The following is a 15,905-nucleotide window of genomic DNA, read 5'->3' as shown; positions in this document are numbered from 1 at the left end:
ACTCATGGGACAACGAACGATCCAGTACCTGGCGATGGTCGTGGCCCTTGCCGGGTGGGGAAGCACCACCCAGGCCGGCCCGGTCTCGGTGGTCGGCCCCTTCGGCAGTTTCAACCTGCAGGCCAGGAGTCTCCAGGAGATGCGCTGGGACGGCGTGGTCAGGCAGCAATACGATTTCAGCTGCGGCTCGGCGGCGGTCGCGACCCTCCTGAGCTATCACTACGGTCAAAAGACCACGGAAGCCGAGGTGTTCAAGACCATGTTCCAGGAGGGTGACAGGGAAAAGATCCAGGCCCAGGGGTTTTCCATGCTGGACATGAAACGCTACCTGGATTACCGGGGATTGGATGCCGACGGGTTCAGGCTCTCCCTGGAGGATTTCGTCAAGATAGGGGTGCCTGCCATCACCTTGATCGATACCCAGGGCTACAAGCATTTCGTGGTCGTGAAAGGCACCGATGGCGACGCGATCCTGGTGGGCGACCCCGCGGCGGGCACCGTGGTCGTGCCGAAATCCCGGTTTCGCTCCATGTGGAACGGGGTGGTGCTGGGCGCCCGGGCGGAAGTCGAACTCGCCAGGCAGAATTTCAATCACGAGCGGGATTGGCGGGTCCGTCCCGATTCCCCGCTGAACCAGGGCGTTCGTCGGGCGGGGCTGGGCACGATGCTGCTGACGCTGCCCGCCGCCAATGAACTGAGCAAATAATCCACTTGTGGAGCAGGGTCGTGAACACAACAAGAAGATGGCATGAGTCGTGGACAGGCGGGGTCGTGGTGGCGGGGCTCGTGATGGCCTGTTCGTTGACCGCCGTGGCCGATGCGGTCCCGGCAGACTATCCGGGTGACCGCCTGCTTCATGAAGCCACGACCGGCCCTTCCCTCGTTGCGCCGACTCCGCCGGGCCTCTTCGCCCAGGCTCGGGTGATCGAGGCAGCGGAAATGGCCGAACTGCGCGGTGGCTTCACAGCGGGGGGAATCGACATGAGCTTCGGTGCGACCCTGCGCACCATGATCGACGACATTCGCCTGGAAACCGTGATGAACATCACCCGGACCGGGCAGAACATCGTCTCGCAGACCCTCGAGAATACCAGTCACCTTCGGGACATGGCGGACCGACCCCGGGTCGACCTGGTGGGCCCCGGTACCGGCAGGCCCGTCACCGAGACGACTCCCGAGCGCGTCGATCTGGCGGGGCTGGAGAATCTCTCGGGCGTGGCGGTGCAGGATGCCAAGGGGTTCTCCGCGGCCCTGCACCGGCTCACCCAGGAGTCGATCCTGAGCACCGTCGTCAGCAATGCCTCGGGCCGGGATATCCGCCAGCAGCTCGATATCCGCCTGGATATCCACAACCTCGAGGCCCTGCGCGCGGCCCAGACGCGTTCCAGAATCATCAACTCCCTGAACCGCTAGAACGCGTTCATCCCGAAGGGCATTCTCAACGTCAATACGGTATCCGGCGCGTCTTCCGTGACCCCCAGCTCCAGGGCGAGATTGAGGGCGGTGTCGCGGTTGAGCTGATAGGACCAGCCCAGCAGCAGGGAGCCGACGTTCAATGTGCTGGAATCCCCTTTTATGGGGCCCCCTTCGTTGACATCGAAGAGTTCGGTTTCCGTCTCGTCGATGAAGTCGTTCTTGAAGCCCAGGGTGAAGGCGGCCTTCTCGTTGATCGAATAGGCCATGCCGAAACTCAGGCGCAGCGCATCCCCCGGATCGACCTCGCCGATGAAGACCGAGCCGACGCGTTTATCGACGTCGTCCTCCAGGTTGAACAGGTAACCGACGTTGGCGAAGAACACCGCCGGGTCCGAGGGAAAGAGCAGGGTCACGCTCGGCTCGACGGCGTGAAAGCCCGAGCCCGTGGCCAGCTCCTGCTCGATGCCGTCGGCATCCCGCTTCACGTCGAAGGGCCCCTCTCCGGTGGTCGTCTTGTAGCGCAGGTTGCCGATGAAGTAGGGCCAGCCGTCGCGGCCGTCGTTGAACTGGTAGTGGGCCGCCAGCTCGATATCTCCCAGGCCGTTGTCGGAGTAATCGCGGGTAACACGAGTGATGTTACTACCCTCCACATCCACGACAGCGTTGAGCGTATCGTCCCGATAGACATAGGGCACCTTCAGCTCCAGCTCCAGGCGGTTCGTGACGCCCAGCCGTGTCGTGACCGAGGCGGTCCAGGTGTCCCGGTCCGCATCCTCGATGTCGAAGACACCGATCAGCAACGTGCTGAGAATCTCGATCCCGCGGAACGTGACCCGGTTCACGCTGGAGTGGGAGTACTGCAGTTCGGGCTCGATGATCAACCGGCCCTTGGGCGTCAACACGCCCCCGATATCCGACGGCACCCCGCGCACCTCCGGTGGCGTGGTGGGGGTCGCGGGCGGCGCCTGGCCGACCGGGCCTTGGCGCCCGGTGTCCTGTTGCGCCAGTGCCACGTTCGTCACCAGCACCGACGAGATGAAGCAGGCAGCGATAGTCCCGATTCTTGTTGTCATGATCCCGATCCTCTTGCATTCCAGGCCTGTCGAGTGTCGCGGTGGTCAACCGATTCCAGCGTACTTCCGAGTGTCGAGTCGTGTTTCGAAGTGCTCTTCCTGTAGTTTCCTTTCTTGGCAAACCGAACCAGCATCTAGGGAACGATTTTCATCGATTGAACCAGCTCGTCGTGACGGCAATGACGTCGAATGGCATGCTTTTCGATCAGGCGATAGAGCGTCACGCGAGAAATATCGAGATCCCTGGCGGCGTTCTGGATATTGTTCCTGTTGCGCGCCAGGGCGGCACAGATCACGTCGTGCTCGGCGATGTGGCGCGCCTGTTCCAGGGTTACTGCATGGCGGTGATTGCGTCGTCGTTCCAGGCCAAGATCGATGGGACGGATCAGACGATGCTCGCACAGGATCATGGCGCGTCGAATCCGATTGACGAGTTCGCGCACGTTGCCCGGCCAGTCATGCTTTCTCAGCAGGATGAGCGCATCATTGCTGAAGCCCCTCACCGTCATCGACGTCTTGTCCAGGAACTTCTCGAAGTAATGCCTTGCCAGCAGCTCGATGTCTTCCTGGCGTTCCCGAAGCGGAGGCATGTCGATCTGGATGACATTGAGTCGATGGAAGAGATCCTCGCGGAAATCCCCTACTCTCACGGCCTCTTCGAGATCGTTGTGTGTGGCGGAGAGGATGCGGACGTCGACGTCGATTTCATCGAGGCTGCCGATACGCTGCACCTTCCTGTTCTCGAGAAAGCGCAGCAGGTTGACCTGCATCTCGAAGGGGAGATCGCCGATTTCGTCCAGGAAGAGGGTGCCCCCCGCCGCGGCCTCGATGCGTCCTGCCCGGCGCTGACAGGCGCCGGTGAATGCCCCCTTCTCGTGTCCGAAGAGCTCGGACTGGATCAGGCTGTTCGGGATCGCCCCACAATTGACGGCGATGAAAGGCCCCCTCGAGCGCGTGGAACGCTTGTGGATGGCGCGCGCGGTCAGTTCCTTGCCGGTCCCGGATTCGCCATTGATGTAGATCGGGGCATCGACATTGGCCACCTTGTCGATGATCCGGAACAGCTCGCGGATCTTCGGCGTGGCGCCAATGATCTCATCGTCGTGGTGCTGGGTTTCGACGAGGGCGTCATCCGCCTGCCTTCTGCACAGGCGAGCCATGGTGAGCGCGTGGTTGAGCAGGCAGTCGAGCTGGCGGTTCTCGATGGGCAGGACATGGTAGGCAAAGAACAGATGGCTGACGAGACGACTCAGAGCAGTATCGTCTCGTGGCTCCTGATCGACCAGCGCGATCCATTGCGTGGTATCGTCGACCACGGTGTTTTCAAGGCTGGACAGCTTGGGAAGGTTTCCCGACACGAGATAGATCAGACCCACGGCCAGGGAATGATCCTCTATCAGTGCCGCCGCCTGTTCCAGGTCATCGGCGTGCAGTGGCGACCAGCCGTAGGCCCTCATGGCCTGGGACAGCTGGCACGAGCCTGGCGGCGGCTTTCCGACGATCAACACATCCTTTGACATGTCCATTGCTTTTTTACCGAGGTTGATAGTTATATTTGTTTATTCTTGAACTCGGATTTTAGACGAAAAAAAACCCGTTTAGCCTGACGGCAGGATCTCTTCATGGTTGCTAATGGGTATTGCACGAGTCGCTTCATGCCGAGGAAAGCGATCGTGACATCGGGTCGACATCTCTCTAGCTCGCATCGACATATTAAAAGTTGTTCTTTTTTTCATGTATGTAAAGCAACAGTAGCCAAGATACTTAGATGCTTTGGGAATAAACAAATCATAACCTATATTAAGTTTATTTTTCCCTTATAGAATAAGTGCCTATCGACCAGAGCCCGCGCAGGGCATGAAACAACGTCTTCCTCCTTGTGTTTCGTTACCTTTCCGGTGGCGCCCTGCCATCCAAGAAAAAAACCCCGCCGGAGCGGGGTTCGATTTCCAAGGCAGGTGCCTCGCGCGTATCAGTATTGATAGACGGTAGCACCGTTGGCGCCGCCAGACTGATGGATGCTGGCGTTGTTGTTGTAGCCATGTTGGGCAATGCTGGCGGTATTTGTCATCAGACTGCCCAGGCCGCTGGCGCTCTGGGCGATGCGGGCCTCGTTGCCATAGCCGGCCTGGAAGACATCGGCGACATCGTGCAGGCCATCCTGGAGGATGTCGGACTCGTTGTAGGTCCCCTTCTGGACGACCGTGGCGCTGTTCTCGCGATACTGCTCGATGAGCGAATCGTTGCCGTGGCCGGCCTGGTAGATATCGGCCATGTTCATCTTGCCGGTCTGAGAGAGCCGGGACTCGTTGAACTCACCCTTCTGCACGATGTCGGCGTTGTTCTTGTAGCTCGCCTGCTCGATGCGTGACTTGTTGGCATAGCCGGCCTGGTAGACATCGGCGGAGGCCTTGATGCCGCTCTGGGTGACCCGGGACTCGTTGTACTGACCCTTCTGCACGGAAACCACGTCGTTGCCATAGCCGCCGCCCTGCTTCACCTTGGACAGGTTGGCGTAGCCGGCCTGGTAGATGTCCGCGGTGTTGCGATAGCCGCTCTGGGTCACGTCGGACTCGTTGTACTGGCCCTTCTGCACCGAGACGGCGTCGTTGCCGCTACCGGACTGCTCGATGCGCGAGGTGTTGGCATAGCCGGCCTGGTAGACGTCTGCCCTGACACCATCATCCAGCATGCCGTCCTGCTCGATGTCGGACGTGTTGTACTGGCCCTTCTGTACGGACTTGGCCCGATCGTCGAAGCCGCTCTGGTCCATGCGGGATTCATTCTTGTACCCGGCCTGGTAGATGTCCGCCGAGGCATGGATACCGCTTTGCATCACCTTGGCCTTGTTGTACTGGCCTTTCTGGACGGACTTGGCATCGTTGAGCAGGTGCGACTGCTGGGCTGTCAGTTCGTTGCCGGTGCCGGTCTGGAAGGCGTCGGCGGTGTTGCCGAGACCGCTCTGGTTGATCCGTGCCTCGTTTTCGCCAGCGACGGCCTGGGCGGAGAATGCAACGGCGGCTGCGAGTAGCGCTACTTTGAATTTCATGGTTGGTTCCCTTCTGTTCGCGTTTTTGCGTTTACTTGCTCTGCGCTTTTTCAGCGTCGTTATTGTCCTGCCATGGGCTGACACCCTTATCCCAACGGCTGTCAGCGCTGAATCACCTGTACTTTCGTTCCCCCCCGGGAAAGCTGCGTGACGTGTACCGGTGTAGTGCTGGAACCCAGTTGCTGGATGTCGGCGCTTGCGTAACTGCCTCGTTGATCGATGCTGGCCTGCTTGCCGTGGCCGCGCTGGACGATCTGGGCATCGTGGCCGAGCCCCGCCTGGGCAATGTCCGCGCTGTGGTAGCCGCCGACCTGCAGGATGGCTGCGTCATTTCCCGACCCTTGCTGGTACACGCTGGCCGTATTCCGCTGGCCCAGCTGCACGAGCTCGGCATCGTTGTGGGTACCGATCTGAGCGGCACGCAGGGTATTGCTGCCGGCATGATTGGCGTAGTATCCCGCTGCCAGTTCCGAGCCGATGGCCAGATCTTCCGCCAGGGCCAGAGGCGATAGCAGACAGGAGCCGACGAACAGAAGAATGACTTTCGGTTTCATGGTGTACACTCTTCGGTATCCAATGGTTACAGTCTGATACATAAAGCTGCGGCAGCCATCGGAAGTTAGGATGAATTAAAGGTTGGTTAAACTGGTCTTGTTACAAATCCATGTGCTAAATAAAATTTAATACTTTTAACTATTTTTCTGATCCGATGTGGCGCAGGGGCGTTGTCTGCCTCGACGAAAAGGCCCCACCGAGGGGTGGGGCCAGATCGTGTCGCTACCTCAGGCCGAGAGCGCCTCTGCCTTCTCAGTTCTGATAGACATAGGCGTTGTTGTAGCCACCGGACTGGTTGATGGTGGCACTGTTGCCGTAGCCGCTCTGAACGATTTCCGCGTAGTTGCGCGCCAGTGTGCCGAGGCCGACGGTATCCTGGTTGATGGCGGCATAGTTGTCGTAGCCCTGCTGGTAGATGCTGGCGACATCGTTGATGCCCTCCTGCAGGATCTCGGCGCTGTTTTCGGTGCCCTTCTGCACCACCTTGGCGGAATTTCTCCAGCGGGTCTGCTCGATGGATGAATAGTTGTCGTAGCCGGCCTGGTAGACGTCGGCCATGTTCTCCTTGGCGGTCTGGACGACCTCGGAAGTGTTGAACTCACCCTTCTGCACGATGTCTGCCACGTTCTTGTAGCTGCCCTGGGTGATGCTGGACTCGTTGGCGTAGCCGGCCTGGTAGACATCGGCGGAGGCCTTGATGCCTTCCTGGTTGATCTCGGAGCTGTTGTACTGGCCCTTCTGCACGACGGTGGCGTTGTTGCCATAGCCATCGCCCTGCATCACGCGAGATTCGTTGTCGTAACCGGCCTGGTAGATGTCGGCCAGGTTGCGGTGACCGCTCTGCGAGACCTCGGAGTCGTTGTACTGGCCCTTCTGCACCGAGACGACGCTGTTGTCGCGCCCGCCCTGCTCGACCTCGGATTCGTTCCTGTAGCCGCCCTGATAGATGTCCACCTTGCCGTTCATGCCGCTCTGGGTGACGTCGGACTCGTTGCGCTGGCCCTTCTGCACGCTCACGAGGTCGTTGCCGTAACCCTCCTGAGTGGTGCTGGATTCGTTCTTGTAGCCGGTCTGGTAGATATCCGCCGATTCGTCCATGCCGCTCTGGTCGACGTCGGCATCGTTGTACTGCCCCTTCTGCAGGAGTTCCGTGGTGCTGTTCCAGCCGGACTGCTGCAGGTTGGCGGTGTTGCCCAGCCCGAGCTGATGGGCATTGAGCACGTTATTGGTACCGCCCTGATCGACGGTGGCTTCGTTGTCCGCGGCAATGGCGTTGGCGGAGAGTGCTACGGAGGCTGCCAGTATGGCTAACTTGAATTTCATGGTTCCCGTCCTTTTGGAGTTTGCTCGGCATTCGAGCGTGATGGGCTCGCTCATGCGAAATAAGCGTGTGATCCTTCAATCACGTCTGAATGATTACGTTTGACGTTAAAGTACCGCTTGTCTGTCATTGATCGGACAATGAAAAAGATTGGTCATGTAATAACCGAACGATCCTTCTTCTCGTGATCCCTCTCTCCTCCAGTAGTGGCTTCCCTGCCTGTTCATGACCGAATTCCGGTCACCCTGAAGACGGCATGAATCATTTTTCATGAAACTGGATGTTTTTATTGGTTACAGTTTTTACACAAAAAGAAAACCCGGCAATAGGAAGTTAAAGTTGTTTACATTTACCACTAGAATGCTTATTCATATCGCTCAAGGTATTAAAAAAACAATCGGATCATGGATGCCTTGTTTCATCAGCGAGGGCTGTTTCAGGCTTCGCTGAAACCGCGGCGGCTACCTGCCAGACAAGAAAAAGGCGCCCCGGGAGGCGCCTGAACAGGCAAGAGTGGCGTCGACGCGGTGTCGATGAGCGCCTAGAGCATCGGGGTGGGCGCCTCGAGATAGGCACTGAGTATCGGGTTCTGCACCTGGGAGGGATCCTCGAGGGACCACAGCTGGTCGCGGACCCCCCGGGCGATCAGATGGATGACCGAGGACTCGATGGCGGACATCACCGCCAGCTGGACGGGCTCGTTGTTCGTGTAGCCGATCTCGCCCTCCAGCAACCGCTTGAAGTCGATGAACCGGTAGACCCCGGCCCGCAGCTCGTGGGAGAACACGGTCTTGCTGGTGGTGACATTGCTCAGCACCTCGCCGGTGGCGATATCCACCGCCCGCAGATTCACGGTGACCTGATCGACCTGATACTTGCCCGAGGCGCCGATGCCGAAGTACTCCGCCCCCGCCCCGCCGGTGCGAATGTTCGACTCGTAGGCGATGATGCCACCCTCGAGCAGGACCCGAGCCGCATTGAGGGTTTCCAGGGCCTCGGGCCGACCCAGGCGTTCCAGGTTGGCGCGAATGATCTTGCGTTCGGTCAGCAGGTTCTGCAGCCCGACCCGTTCCAGGGGGATGAACCAGCCCGAATCCGCCAGGGCGGCGCTGAGCATGGCGGCGCCCCCCTGGGTGACGGCGGTGGAGAAGGTGCTCGCCGGCTGCGGCTTGTACTGGCCGGTCTGGTCGCGGAAGTCGTAGACGGCGGCATAGATCTTGGCACTCGGCCGCGGCAGGCTGATCAGGTCGCTGTAGGTGCCCGAGCGCGGCATCAGCGTGGCCGGGGCGCTCTCGAGCCCTTCGGCGTGATTGACCATGCTGGTGCAGCCGCCCAACGCCAGCAGGGAGAGCGCCAGTGCGATTTTCAAGAATTTCATTGTGGCTTCCCCTGGTCAGAAATTGTTGCTGGCAGCACCGACATTGATGCTGGTCACTTCGCCGGTGACCCGGTCCGTGATGATCAGCCGGTACCCCCCGCTGCCCAGGCTCTCGACCTGGAAGCGCAGGTCGGGGCTGTCGATGGTGCTGAAGCTGCCTGTCTCGCCGTTCTTGGCGGCTTCGATGGCGTCGTCGAGACTTTCATAGACCTGGTCTTCTATGCGGAACTGGTTGGGGGAAAAATCCCCGAAGTCCCGGGCGTCGGGGTCCTCGTTGTCGTCCTGGGCCTGGGCCTTGTTGAGCAGGTAGTTGCCCACCAGCGGGTCGCCGCCGAAGGAGGGGTTGATCGGCTGATAGATCAGCTCGCCGGCCTGGGCGCCAGCGGCGATAAGTGCCAGGGGGAGAAGTAGATATCGGAGTGTCATGCGTATCTCCTGTGTCAAGCGGTGCTGGTGACGCGTCAGAATTCGTCGTCGGCCAGGTCGTGGTTATCCTGCAGGGCTTCTGTCACCTTGCGTCGCAGTATCAGCTGTTCCACCTGGCCCACGGCGGCCTCGGCATATTGGTCCACCTCGCTCAAGCGGGGCGGCAGCGTGGCTTCGTAGAGGATGCGCGTGCCCTCGGATACCCACACGATGCTTCCCCAGCGCGCCGATGGGCGTTCGTGTATCGCCAGGCTGGCGTTGCTGAGAATCGCGCTGTCCAGCCGCAATTGGCTGAACTTCTGGAAGAATGTCTTGCCGATCATGGTGATGGTGCGATCCACCAGCAGGCCGGTCAGGGCCGGTTCCGGTGCCGGGGCCAGGGCCTCGCTGGAAGGCCCGTCTTCCCCTTCGGGCCGATCGTCGGCGGTCGCCGGCACCCCGGCCTCGGCCGGCGGCGAGGCCTCGCCGGAAGGCGCCTCGGCCTGGGTCTGGGCCAGGGGCAGCGCAAACAGCAAGACAACCCATGCAATCGGCTTCGCTAGCACGTCAGGTACCTCAACGTCGCTGGGCCTTCTGGTGGCTGGGCGGTGGCGCCCCCAGATTCTGGCGCGCCCAGTTCATGGCCTGGATGCGGTTGTGCACCTTGATCTTGCGGAAGATGTTGTAGAGGTGCGACTTCACCGTGTGCTCGCTGACGAACAGCTTGTCGGCGATCTCGGTATTGGACGCGCCCGAACCGAGCAGGCCGATGATTTCCAGCTCGCGATGGGTCAGGCCGCACACCGGACGGTAGGCATTGAGCTGCTGGCGGCGATAGAATTCGATCAGGCGCGTCATCAGTGAACGAGACATCCACAGATCGCCCTCCAGGAGCGCACCGATCCCCTTGCAGATCAGCTGCAGGCTGTCCCGACGATAGAACACGCCCTGCAGGTGCAGGGAGGCAAGCACATCGGCGGCGTGATCCTCGTCGCGCAGATTGAAGGCCGCCAGAATCATCGCCGGGCGCTCCGATGCGCGGCCATGCCATTGCTGCATGCTGCTTTCGTCGACATGGTCCGCGTCGAGCAGGACGAGGGTCTTTTCGCTTTCGAGGTTGTCCGTGGCATCGTGAGGGCCGACGGCGGTAATCTGACAGTCCAGCTGCTCAGCGATGTAATCCATGAAGAGCTGAGACTGGGGATTACAGTCAGTAACGAGAAGAATCAACGAGTTCCCATGGTTCATGGTGCTGCTCCAGAAGTATGGCCCTGCGCTTAGGGCGTTATGTTGCCTCTGCGCCCCATCAAGAGGTTTGAGACAGGGTTGCCTTTTTTCCTAGTATTGTAAAGTTGCGTTACAAAAATGTATATATAACTTTTCTCGCAGGCTGGCGAGGCTTTTTAGTCCAGCCATAAGATTAATCATTAAAATCAATGGCTTGGTTTTTTACCATTGATTTTCTTCCGGCCGGTGCACAACGACTGTCCAATAAAAACAGGCTCGTAGTCTTTTTTATCTAGGAAGATTTAACTGTTTTTAGATTAGTTTTCTAGTTTTTTGGGAGGGCCGCTGTCCCGGCGAGGGCGCTTCGACGACAGGCAGAGGCCTTCCCGACGATGAGATTGAGCGCTCAAAATGAATCAGAATATCTAGGAGTTGCCGTAGTGAGCATTACTCACCCTTTGGTACTGGCCAGTCACAACCCCGGGAAGCTGAGAGAATTCAGTGCACTCCTCGACCCCCTGGGCTTCGCGCTGCAGTCCCAGGCCGAATACGCGGTGCACGAAGTGGAGGAAACCGGCTCGACGTTCGTCGAGAATGCCCTGCTCAAGGCGCGGGAAGCCTGTCGTGCCAGTGGCCTGGCGGCACTGGCCGATGACTCGGGGTTGGAGGTCGATGCCCTGCGGGGAGCGCCCGGCATCTTCTCGGCACGTTACGCCGGCATGCCGGGCGACGATGCGGCCAACAACCAGAAGCTGATCGAGGCGCTGGATCAGGTTCCCGAGGGGCAGCGCACGGCGCGCTACTGGTGTGTGCTGGTACTGCTGCGCCACGCCGCGGATCCGGTGCCGCGCATCGTTCAAGCCAGCTGGGAGGGTGAGATTCTCGCTCGCCCGCGGGGCGAGGGCGGCTTCGGCTACGATCCGCTCTTCTGGGTTCCCGAAAAGGGCATGAGCGCTGCCGAGCTCAGTGCCCAGGAAAAGAATCGTCTGAGTCACCGAGGGCGAGCGCTGCACGCCCTGGTAGAGCAGCTGCGCTGATGCATGACTTGCCCGAACTCGCACTCTACGTGCACGTGCCCTGGTGCGTGAAAAAATGCCCCTATTGCGATTTCAATTCCCATGGCATCGGTCGGCATGGCGAATTGCCCGAGAAGGCCTATCTCGATGCCCTGCTGGCGGATCTCGATCAGGAATCGCTCCTGGCCCGCGAGCGGGAACTGGTGAGCGTGTTCATCGGTGGCGGCACTCCAAGCCTGATGTCGCCGGACTTCTATCACCGTCTTCTGGCGGGGTTGGCCCGGCGCCTGCCCCTGGCGGCGGAGTGCGAGATCACCCTGGAGGCAAACCCCGGCACCCTGGAGCAGGGGCGCTTCTCCGGTTATCGCGAGGCCGGCATCAATCGCCTGTCGATCGGGGTGCAGAGCTTCCAGGCAGAACAGCTCGAGGCCCTGGGGCGCATCCATGGCGGAGAAGAGGCGCACCAGGCCGTGGCCAGCGCGCGCGCGGCGGGGTTCGACAACATCAATCTGGACCTGATGCACGGCCTGCCCGGGCAGAGCCTGGGGCTGGCGCTGGACGATCTCGAGCAGGCCCTGTCGCTGGCTCCCGAACACCTTTCCTGGTACCAGCTGACCCTGGAGCCCAATACCGAATTTCATTCCCGCCCCCCCGTCCTGCCCGAAGACGAAACGCTCTGGGACATTCAGGATGCCGGGCACGAGCGGCTCGAGAGGGCCGGCCTGGCGCGCTACGAGATCTCCGCCTACGCGCGACAGGGGCAACGTTCGCGGCACAACCTCAATTACTGGCGGTTTGGCGATTACCTGGGCATCGGCGCCGGGGCGCACGGCAAGCTCAGCCGGTGGTCCGAAGCCGGGGAGTTATTGATCGAACGGCGCTGGAAGAGTCGCCAGCCGGAGGCCTACCTGCGTCGGCGCGACGATCCCCGCGGCTTTCTTGCCGGTCGGCGGCGAATCGAGCGTCAGGAGCTGCCCCTCGAGTTCGCCATGAACGCCTTGCGCCTGGTGGAGGGCGTTGGCGTCGACCGGTGGCGAAGGGCCAGCGGTCGGCCCCTCTCCGAACTCGAAGAAAGATTAGGTGAGGCTCGTGAAAAAGGATTGTTGATGGAAGCCCCCGAGCGTCTACAGGCCTCACCCCATGGTCTGTTATTCTTGAACGAACTTCTCGCCTCGATAAGCGACGACTGACGGCCGGCGTGAAGACAATTCGCCGTCGAGACATGGAAAGGAGTTTCACAAGAATGGCTAAGCAATTCTGGCTGGCGGTACCCCTGGCGGCGGCCATCGCCGCGACCGGCTGCGCCACGACCGATCCCCAGACGGGAGAAACGCAGCGCTCCAAGACGGTCACCGCTGCCGGCATCGGTGCCGCGGTAGGAGCCGTGGCGGGGGCATTGAGCGGCGATGGCAGCTCCAGCCGCCGGGATCGCGCAGCGATCGGTGCCGCCGTCGGGGCGGCTGCCGGGGGCGGCATCGGCTACTACATGGATCGCCAGGAAGCGCAGTTGCGCGAACGTCTCCAGGGCACCGGTATCGGGGTCGAGCGGCAGGGGGACAACATCGTTCTCAACATGCCCAGCAGTGTGACCTTCGGCTTCGACTCCAGTGAGCTCACGCCGGCGGCACGCCAGGCGCTCAACGACGCCTCGGCGGTCATGCGCGAGTATCCCGAGACCCGCATCACCGTGGCAGGCCACACCGACAGCAGCGGTTCCGAGCAGTACAATCAGCGTCTGTCCGAGCGGCGCGCCGAGGCGGTGGGCAACTACCTGATGCAGGGCGGGGTCGCCCGACAGCGCCTCGACATCGTCGGTTACGGCGAGAATCAGCCGGTGGCCAGCAATGCCAACGAGCAGGGGCGGGCACAGAATCGCCGCGTCGAGATCACCCTCACCCCGACCCGACAGCAATAACTCGCTCAATCCGCTGGTCGCCGGCCAGCGGACATGCCAGGCAGGGCCCGCCGATATCGTGTCGACGGGCCCTTTTACTTGAGGGGGAACGTCGCATGCTTGCCTACCAGCACGCTTACCACGCCGGCAACTTTGCCGATGTCCACAAGCATCTGGTGCTGTTTGCCGTGCAGCGCAATCTGTTACGTAAAGAATCACAGATTACGTATATCGATACTCATGCGGGCCGGGGATATTATCCTCTGCAAGGTATCGAAACCCAGAAGCTCAAGGAGTACCAGACCGGAGTTCTGCCGCTGTGGCAGGCCTTTCCTCCTTCGACTTTCCAGCAAGGCGGAACGTTGGTGGACGAATGGGTCGGCGAGCTGCGCAGGGCCCAAGGCGGGGACGGCTCCCGGCTGACCCATTACCCCGGTTCGCCTTGGTGGCTGGCGAGCATGCTTCGCCCCCAGGACCGCTTGACCCTGTTCGAGCTGCATCCCGGCGAGCATCGGCATCTCGATGCCCAGACGCTGCCGAGCCGCGCGCGTCGCCTTCATGAAGATGGGTTGAAGGGGCTGCGTCGCCTGTTGCCGGTTGCCACTCCGAGGCTTTGCGTGTTGATCGATCCCAGTTACGAGCGCAAGGAGGAATACGCCGAGGTCGCAGAGACCCTGGAATTTGTGGCACGCAAGGCACGCCACGCGGTGGTTTTGGTGTGGTACCCGCTATTGCCCGCCGGGCGTCACCAGAACCTGCTCGATGCCGTCAGGCAGGCCGGGCTGCGCAAGCTCTGGCGCAGCGAGCTGAGAATGCACGCGCCGGATGGCGAGCATGGCATGTACGGCAGCGGCATGCTGCTGTTCAACCCGCCCTGGGGGCTGGACCGGCAGATCGAGGACGCCATGGGCCGGGTCACGACCTGCCTGGGCGCCGAGACCAGCCATCAGGGCCAGTGGTGGGTAGGGGAGTAGCGTTCCGCTTTCAAGCCGGTCGGGCTACTTTCCTATGCAGAAGCTTCCGAAGATCTCGCCCAGCAGGTCGTCGGCGGTGAATTCGCCGGTGATCTCGCCCAGGGCCTGCTGCGCTTCACGAAGATCCTCGGCCAGCAGTTCCCCGGCACCGTGGCCTTGGAGTTGTTCCATGCCGTTGGTAAGCGCTGACTCCGCACGATGCAGTGCATCGAGGTGGCGGCGGCGCGCCGAGAAGCGCCCCTCGGTGGTGGCGCTGTAGCCCATGATCTCCTTGAGGTGCTCCTTCAAGCTATCCACACCCGCCCCGGTCCTGGCCGAGAGACGCAGTGTCGGCGGGGTGGTGGAGGCATCGAGCCCCGGGGGCTCGTGACTGGTGTCGATCTTGTTGCGAACCAGGGTCAGCCGGCCTGGGTCCGGCAGGCGGGCGACGAATTCCGGCCAGATCGCCATGGGGTCGAGTGCCTCGGTGGCGGTGGCGTCGACCAGCAGCAGCACCCGGTCGGCCTTCTCGATCTCGGCCCAGGCCCGGGCCACGCCGATCTGCTCGACCGCGTCCGGAGTATCGCGCAACCCGGCGGTATCGATGACGTGCAGCGGCATGCCGTCGAGGTGGATATGCTCGCGCAGCACGTCCCGGGTGGTGCCTTCCACATCGGTGACGATGGCGGTCTCCTGCTCGGTCAGGGTGTTGAGCAGGCTCGACTTGCCGGCGTTGGGGCGTCCGGCGATCACCACGCTCATGCCTTCGCGCATCAGCGCGCCCTGGTTGGCGGCGGCGATGACCGTGGCCAATGCCTGCTGGACCTCCGCGAGTTTCGTGGCGACCCTGCCGTCGGCCAAGAAATCGACCTCCTCTTCCGGGAAATCGATGGCCGCCTCCACGTAGAGGCGCAGTTCGATGAGCTGCTGGACCACGGCATCGACACGTCGCGAGAACTCGCCCTGCAGCGAGCGCAGGGCATTCTCCGCGGCGGCCTGGGAACTGGCATCGATCAGGTCGGCGATCGCCTCGGCCTGGGCCAGGTCCAGCTTGTCGTTGAGGAAGGCGCGTTCGGAAAATTCACCCGGTCGGGCGAGCCGCGCGCCGAGTGAGACACAGCGAGCTAGCAGCAGGTCCATGATCACCGGCCCCCCGTGGCCCTGCAGTTCGAGCACATCCTCGCCGGTGAAGGAGTTCGGCCCGGGGAAGAAGAGGGCAATGCCTTCGTCGATGATGCCCGACTCGCTGGCATGGAACGGGCCGTAGTGGGCATGACGCGGCGCAGGGCAGTGGCCCAGCACGGCCCGAGCGATAGCGCCGCAGGCGGGGCCGGAGACACGGATGATACCGACCCCGCCTCGCCCCGGTGGCGTGGCCAGTGCCGCGATGGTGTCTTGTGTGTAGAGAAGGCTATCGCTCATCAGGCGGACCTTGCGGAATCGGCTGAGTCAGTGGGGTCAGGGGCGTCTGCAATGGCGGACCCCCGCGAGGGCGGGGGTCCGTTAGGGAATCACTGCATAAATGCCTACACGAACGAATTGCTGCGTTGCGCGGAGCGCAGAAAGCTCGCCTAACCCCATGTTATGTCTCGTTTTCTGCGCTCCATGCGTCTTGCAC

The 15,905-nt window shown here is 61.5% G+C and carries 16 protein-coding genes; 6 read left to right on the top strand and 10 right to left on the bottom strand.

The genetic code is table 11. The features are described from left to right. The first annotated feature begins 4 nt into the window (after nucleotides 1-4). Nucleotides 5-706 carry a C39 family peptidase gene (locus tag BUA41_RS04860; protein WP_072820302.1) on the top strand — a complete coding sequence of 234 codons (702 nt, stop codon included), beginning with the start codon at nucleotides 5-7 and terminating at the stop codon, nucleotides 704-706. Between the two features lie 68 nt (nucleotides 707-774). Continuing rightward, the gene (locus BUA41_RS04855) at nucleotides 775-1,413 is read left to right on the top strand and encodes a hypothetical protein (protein ID WP_139249053.1); all 639 of its coding nucleotides are present in this window, start codon (nucleotides 775-777) and stop codon (nucleotides 1,411-1,413) included. Here the strand turns inward: BUA41_RS04855 and BUA41_RS04850 are convergent. The 9 genes from BUA41_RS04850 to BUA41_RS04810 form a co-directional block, all read right to left on the bottom strand. Continuing rightward, nucleotides 1,410-2,489 carry a transporter gene (locus BUA41_RS04850; protein ID WP_072820298.1) on the bottom strand — a complete coding sequence of 360 codons (1,080 nt, stop codon included), beginning with the start codon at nucleotides 2,487-2,489 and terminating at the stop codon, nucleotides 1,410-1,412. The genes BUA41_RS04855 and BUA41_RS04850 overlap by 4 nt on opposite strands. Nucleotides 2,490-2,623: 134 nt before the next feature. Next, nucleotides 2,624-4,009 (bottom strand): sigma-54 dependent transcriptional regulator, encoded by a 1,386-nt coding sequence (locus BUA41_RS04845; RefSeq protein WP_245791845.1) that lies wholly within the window; start codon nucleotides 4,007-4,009, stop codon nucleotides 2,624-2,626. Nucleotides 4,010-4,461: 452 nt separating this feature from the next. After that, nucleotides 4,462-5,538, bottom strand: a complete 1,077-nt coding sequence (locus tag BUA41_RS04840) for a hypothetical protein (RefSeq protein ID WP_072820294.1) — start codon at nucleotides 5,536-5,538, stop codon at nucleotides 4,462-4,464. A 101-nt stretch (nucleotides 5,539-5,639) separates the two neighbouring features. Further along, nucleotides 5,640-6,092, bottom strand: coding sequence for a hypothetical protein (locus BUA41_RS04835; protein WP_072820292.1), 453 nt, complete (start codon nucleotides 6,090-6,092; stop codon nucleotides 5,640-5,642). Between the two features lie 253 nt (nucleotides 6,093-6,345). Continuing rightward, the gene (locus BUA41_RS04830) at nucleotides 6,346-7,416 is read right to left on the bottom strand and encodes a hypothetical protein (RefSeq protein ID WP_072820290.1); all 1,071 of its coding nucleotides are present in this window, start codon (nucleotides 7,414-7,416) and stop codon (nucleotides 6,346-6,348) included. A 539-nt stretch (nucleotides 7,417-7,955) separates the two neighbouring features. Further along, nucleotides 7,956-8,792 carry a CsgG/HfaB family protein gene (locus BUA41_RS04825; protein WP_072820288.1) on the bottom strand — a complete coding sequence of 279 codons (837 nt, stop codon included), beginning with the start codon at nucleotides 8,790-8,792 and terminating at the stop codon, nucleotides 7,956-7,958. 15 nt (nucleotides 8,793-8,807) lie between these two features. After that, nucleotides 8,808-9,218, bottom strand: a complete 411-nt coding sequence (locus BUA41_RS04820; protein WP_072820286.1) for a curli assembly protein CsgF — start codon at nucleotides 9,216-9,218, stop codon at nucleotides 8,808-8,810. 35 nt (nucleotides 9,219-9,253) lie between these two features. Then, nucleotides 9,254-9,733 (bottom strand): CsgE family curli-type amyloid fiber assembly protein, encoded by a 480-nt coding sequence (locus BUA41_RS04815; RefSeq protein WP_084671155.1) that lies wholly within the window; start codon nucleotides 9,731-9,733, stop codon nucleotides 9,254-9,256. Between the two features lie 40 nt (nucleotides 9,734-9,773). Further along, nucleotides 9,774-10,445, bottom strand: a complete 672-nt coding sequence (locus BUA41_RS04810) for a LuxR C-terminal-related transcriptional regulator (protein WP_072820282.1) — start codon at nucleotides 10,443-10,445, stop codon at nucleotides 9,774-9,776. A 419-nt stretch (nucleotides 10,446-10,864) separates the two neighbouring features. Here BUA41_RS04810 and rdgB point away from each other — a divergent pair, with 419 nt between their 5' ends. The 4 genes from rdgB (at nucleotide 10,865) to BUA41_RS04790 (ending at nucleotide 14,308) form a co-directional block, all read left to right on the top strand. Continuing rightward, a complete protein-coding gene (gene rdgB / locus BUA41_RS04805) occupies nucleotides 10,865-11,461 on the top strand; it encodes an RdgB/HAM1 family non-canonical purine NTP pyrophosphatase (protein ID WP_072820280.1) in 597 nt (198 codons plus the stop codon). Further along, nucleotides 11,458-12,630 (top strand): radical SAM family heme chaperone HemW, encoded by a 1,173-nt coding sequence (gene hemW / locus BUA41_RS04800; protein WP_217652779.1) that lies wholly within the window; start codon nucleotides 11,458-11,460, stop codon nucleotides 12,628-12,630. Before rdgB ends, hemW begins: the two co-directional genes overlap by 4 nt. A 53-nt stretch (nucleotides 12,631-12,683) precedes the next feature. Then, a complete protein-coding gene (locus tag BUA41_RS04795; RefSeq protein ID WP_072820276.1) occupies nucleotides 12,684-13,355 on the top strand; it encodes a YiaD family glycine zipper/OmpA-like lipoprotein in 672 nt (223 codons plus the stop codon). A gap of 95 nt (nucleotides 13,356-13,450) precedes the next feature. Further along, nucleotides 13,451-14,308, top strand: coding sequence for a 23S rRNA (adenine(2030)-N(6))-methyltransferase RlmJ (locus tag BUA41_RS04790; protein ID WP_072820274.1), 858 nt, complete (start codon nucleotides 13,451-13,453; stop codon nucleotides 14,306-14,308). A 24-nt stretch (nucleotides 14,309-14,332) separates the two neighbouring features. On the opposite strand, the gene mnmE is transcribed toward BUA41_RS04790, so the two are convergent. Further along, the gene (mnmE, locus tag BUA41_RS04785) at nucleotides 14,333-15,709 is read right to left on the bottom strand and encodes a tRNA uridine-5-carboxymethylaminomethyl(34) synthesis GTPase MnmE (protein WP_072820272.1); all 1,377 of its coding nucleotides are present in this window, start codon (nucleotides 15,707-15,709) and stop codon (nucleotides 14,333-14,335) included. Nucleotides 15,710-15,905 lie beyond the last annotated feature (196 nt).

This window comes from Modicisalibacter ilicicola DSM 19980, from assembly GCF_900128925.1.
Classification (GTDB): Bacteria; Pseudomonadota; Gammaproteobacteria; order Pseudomonadales; family Halomonadaceae; genus Modicisalibacter; species Modicisalibacter ilicicola.
The sequence above is the reverse complement of the archived record's forward strand: the minus strand, read 5'-3'. Positions and strand labels throughout refer to the sequence as shown.

What these genes read in the sequence shown, in the direction of transcription:
- BUA41_RS04860 (WP_072820302.1), top strand. Translation starts at nt 5, where the DNA reads ATGGGACAACGAACGATCCAGTACCTGGCGATGGTCGTGGCCCTTGCC.
- BUA41_RS04850 (WP_072820298.1), bottom strand. Translation starts at nt 2,489, where the DNA reads ATGACAACAAGAATCGGGACTATCGCTGCCTGCTTCATCTCGTCGGTG.
- BUA41_RS04845 (WP_245791845.1), bottom strand. Translation starts at nt 4,009, where the DNA reads ATGTCAAAGGATGTGTTGATCGTCGGAAAGCCGCCGCCAGGCTCGTGC.
- BUA41_RS04840 (WP_072820294.1), bottom strand. Translation starts at nt 5,538, where the DNA reads ATGAAATTCAAAGTAGCGCTACTCGCAGCCGCCGTTGCATTCTCCGCC.
- BUA41_RS04835 (WP_072820292.1), bottom strand. Translation starts at nt 6,092, where the DNA reads ATGAAACCGAAAGTCATTCTTCTGTTCGTCGGCTCCTGTCTGCTATCG.
- BUA41_RS04830 (WP_072820290.1), bottom strand. Translation starts at nt 7,416, where the DNA reads ATGAAATTCAAGTTAGCCATACTGGCAGCCTCCGTAGCACTCTCCGCC.
- BUA41_RS04825 (WP_072820288.1), bottom strand. Translation starts at nt 8,792, where the DNA reads ATGAAATTCTTGAAAATCGCACTGGCGCTCTCCCTGCTGGCGTTGGGC.
- BUA41_RS04820 (WP_072820286.1), bottom strand. Translation starts at nt 9,218, where the DNA reads ATGACACTCCGATATCTACTTCTCCCCCTGGCACTTATCGCCGCTGGC.
- BUA41_RS04810 (WP_072820282.1), bottom strand. Translation starts at nt 10,445, where the DNA reads ATGAACCATGGGAACTCGTTGATTCTTCTCGTTACTGACTGTAATCCC.
- BUA41_RS04795 (WP_072820276.1), top strand. Translation starts at nt 12,684, where the DNA reads ATGGCTAAGCAATTCTGGCTGGCGGTACCCCTGGCGGCGGCCATCGCC.
- BUA41_RS04790 (WP_072820274.1), top strand. Translation starts at nt 13,451, where the DNA reads ATGCTTGCCTACCAGCACGCTTACCACGCCGGCAACTTTGCCGATGTC.
- mnmE (WP_072820272.1), bottom strand. Translation starts at nt 15,709, where the DNA reads ATGAGCGATAGCCTTCTCTACACACAAGACACCATCGCGGCACTGGCC.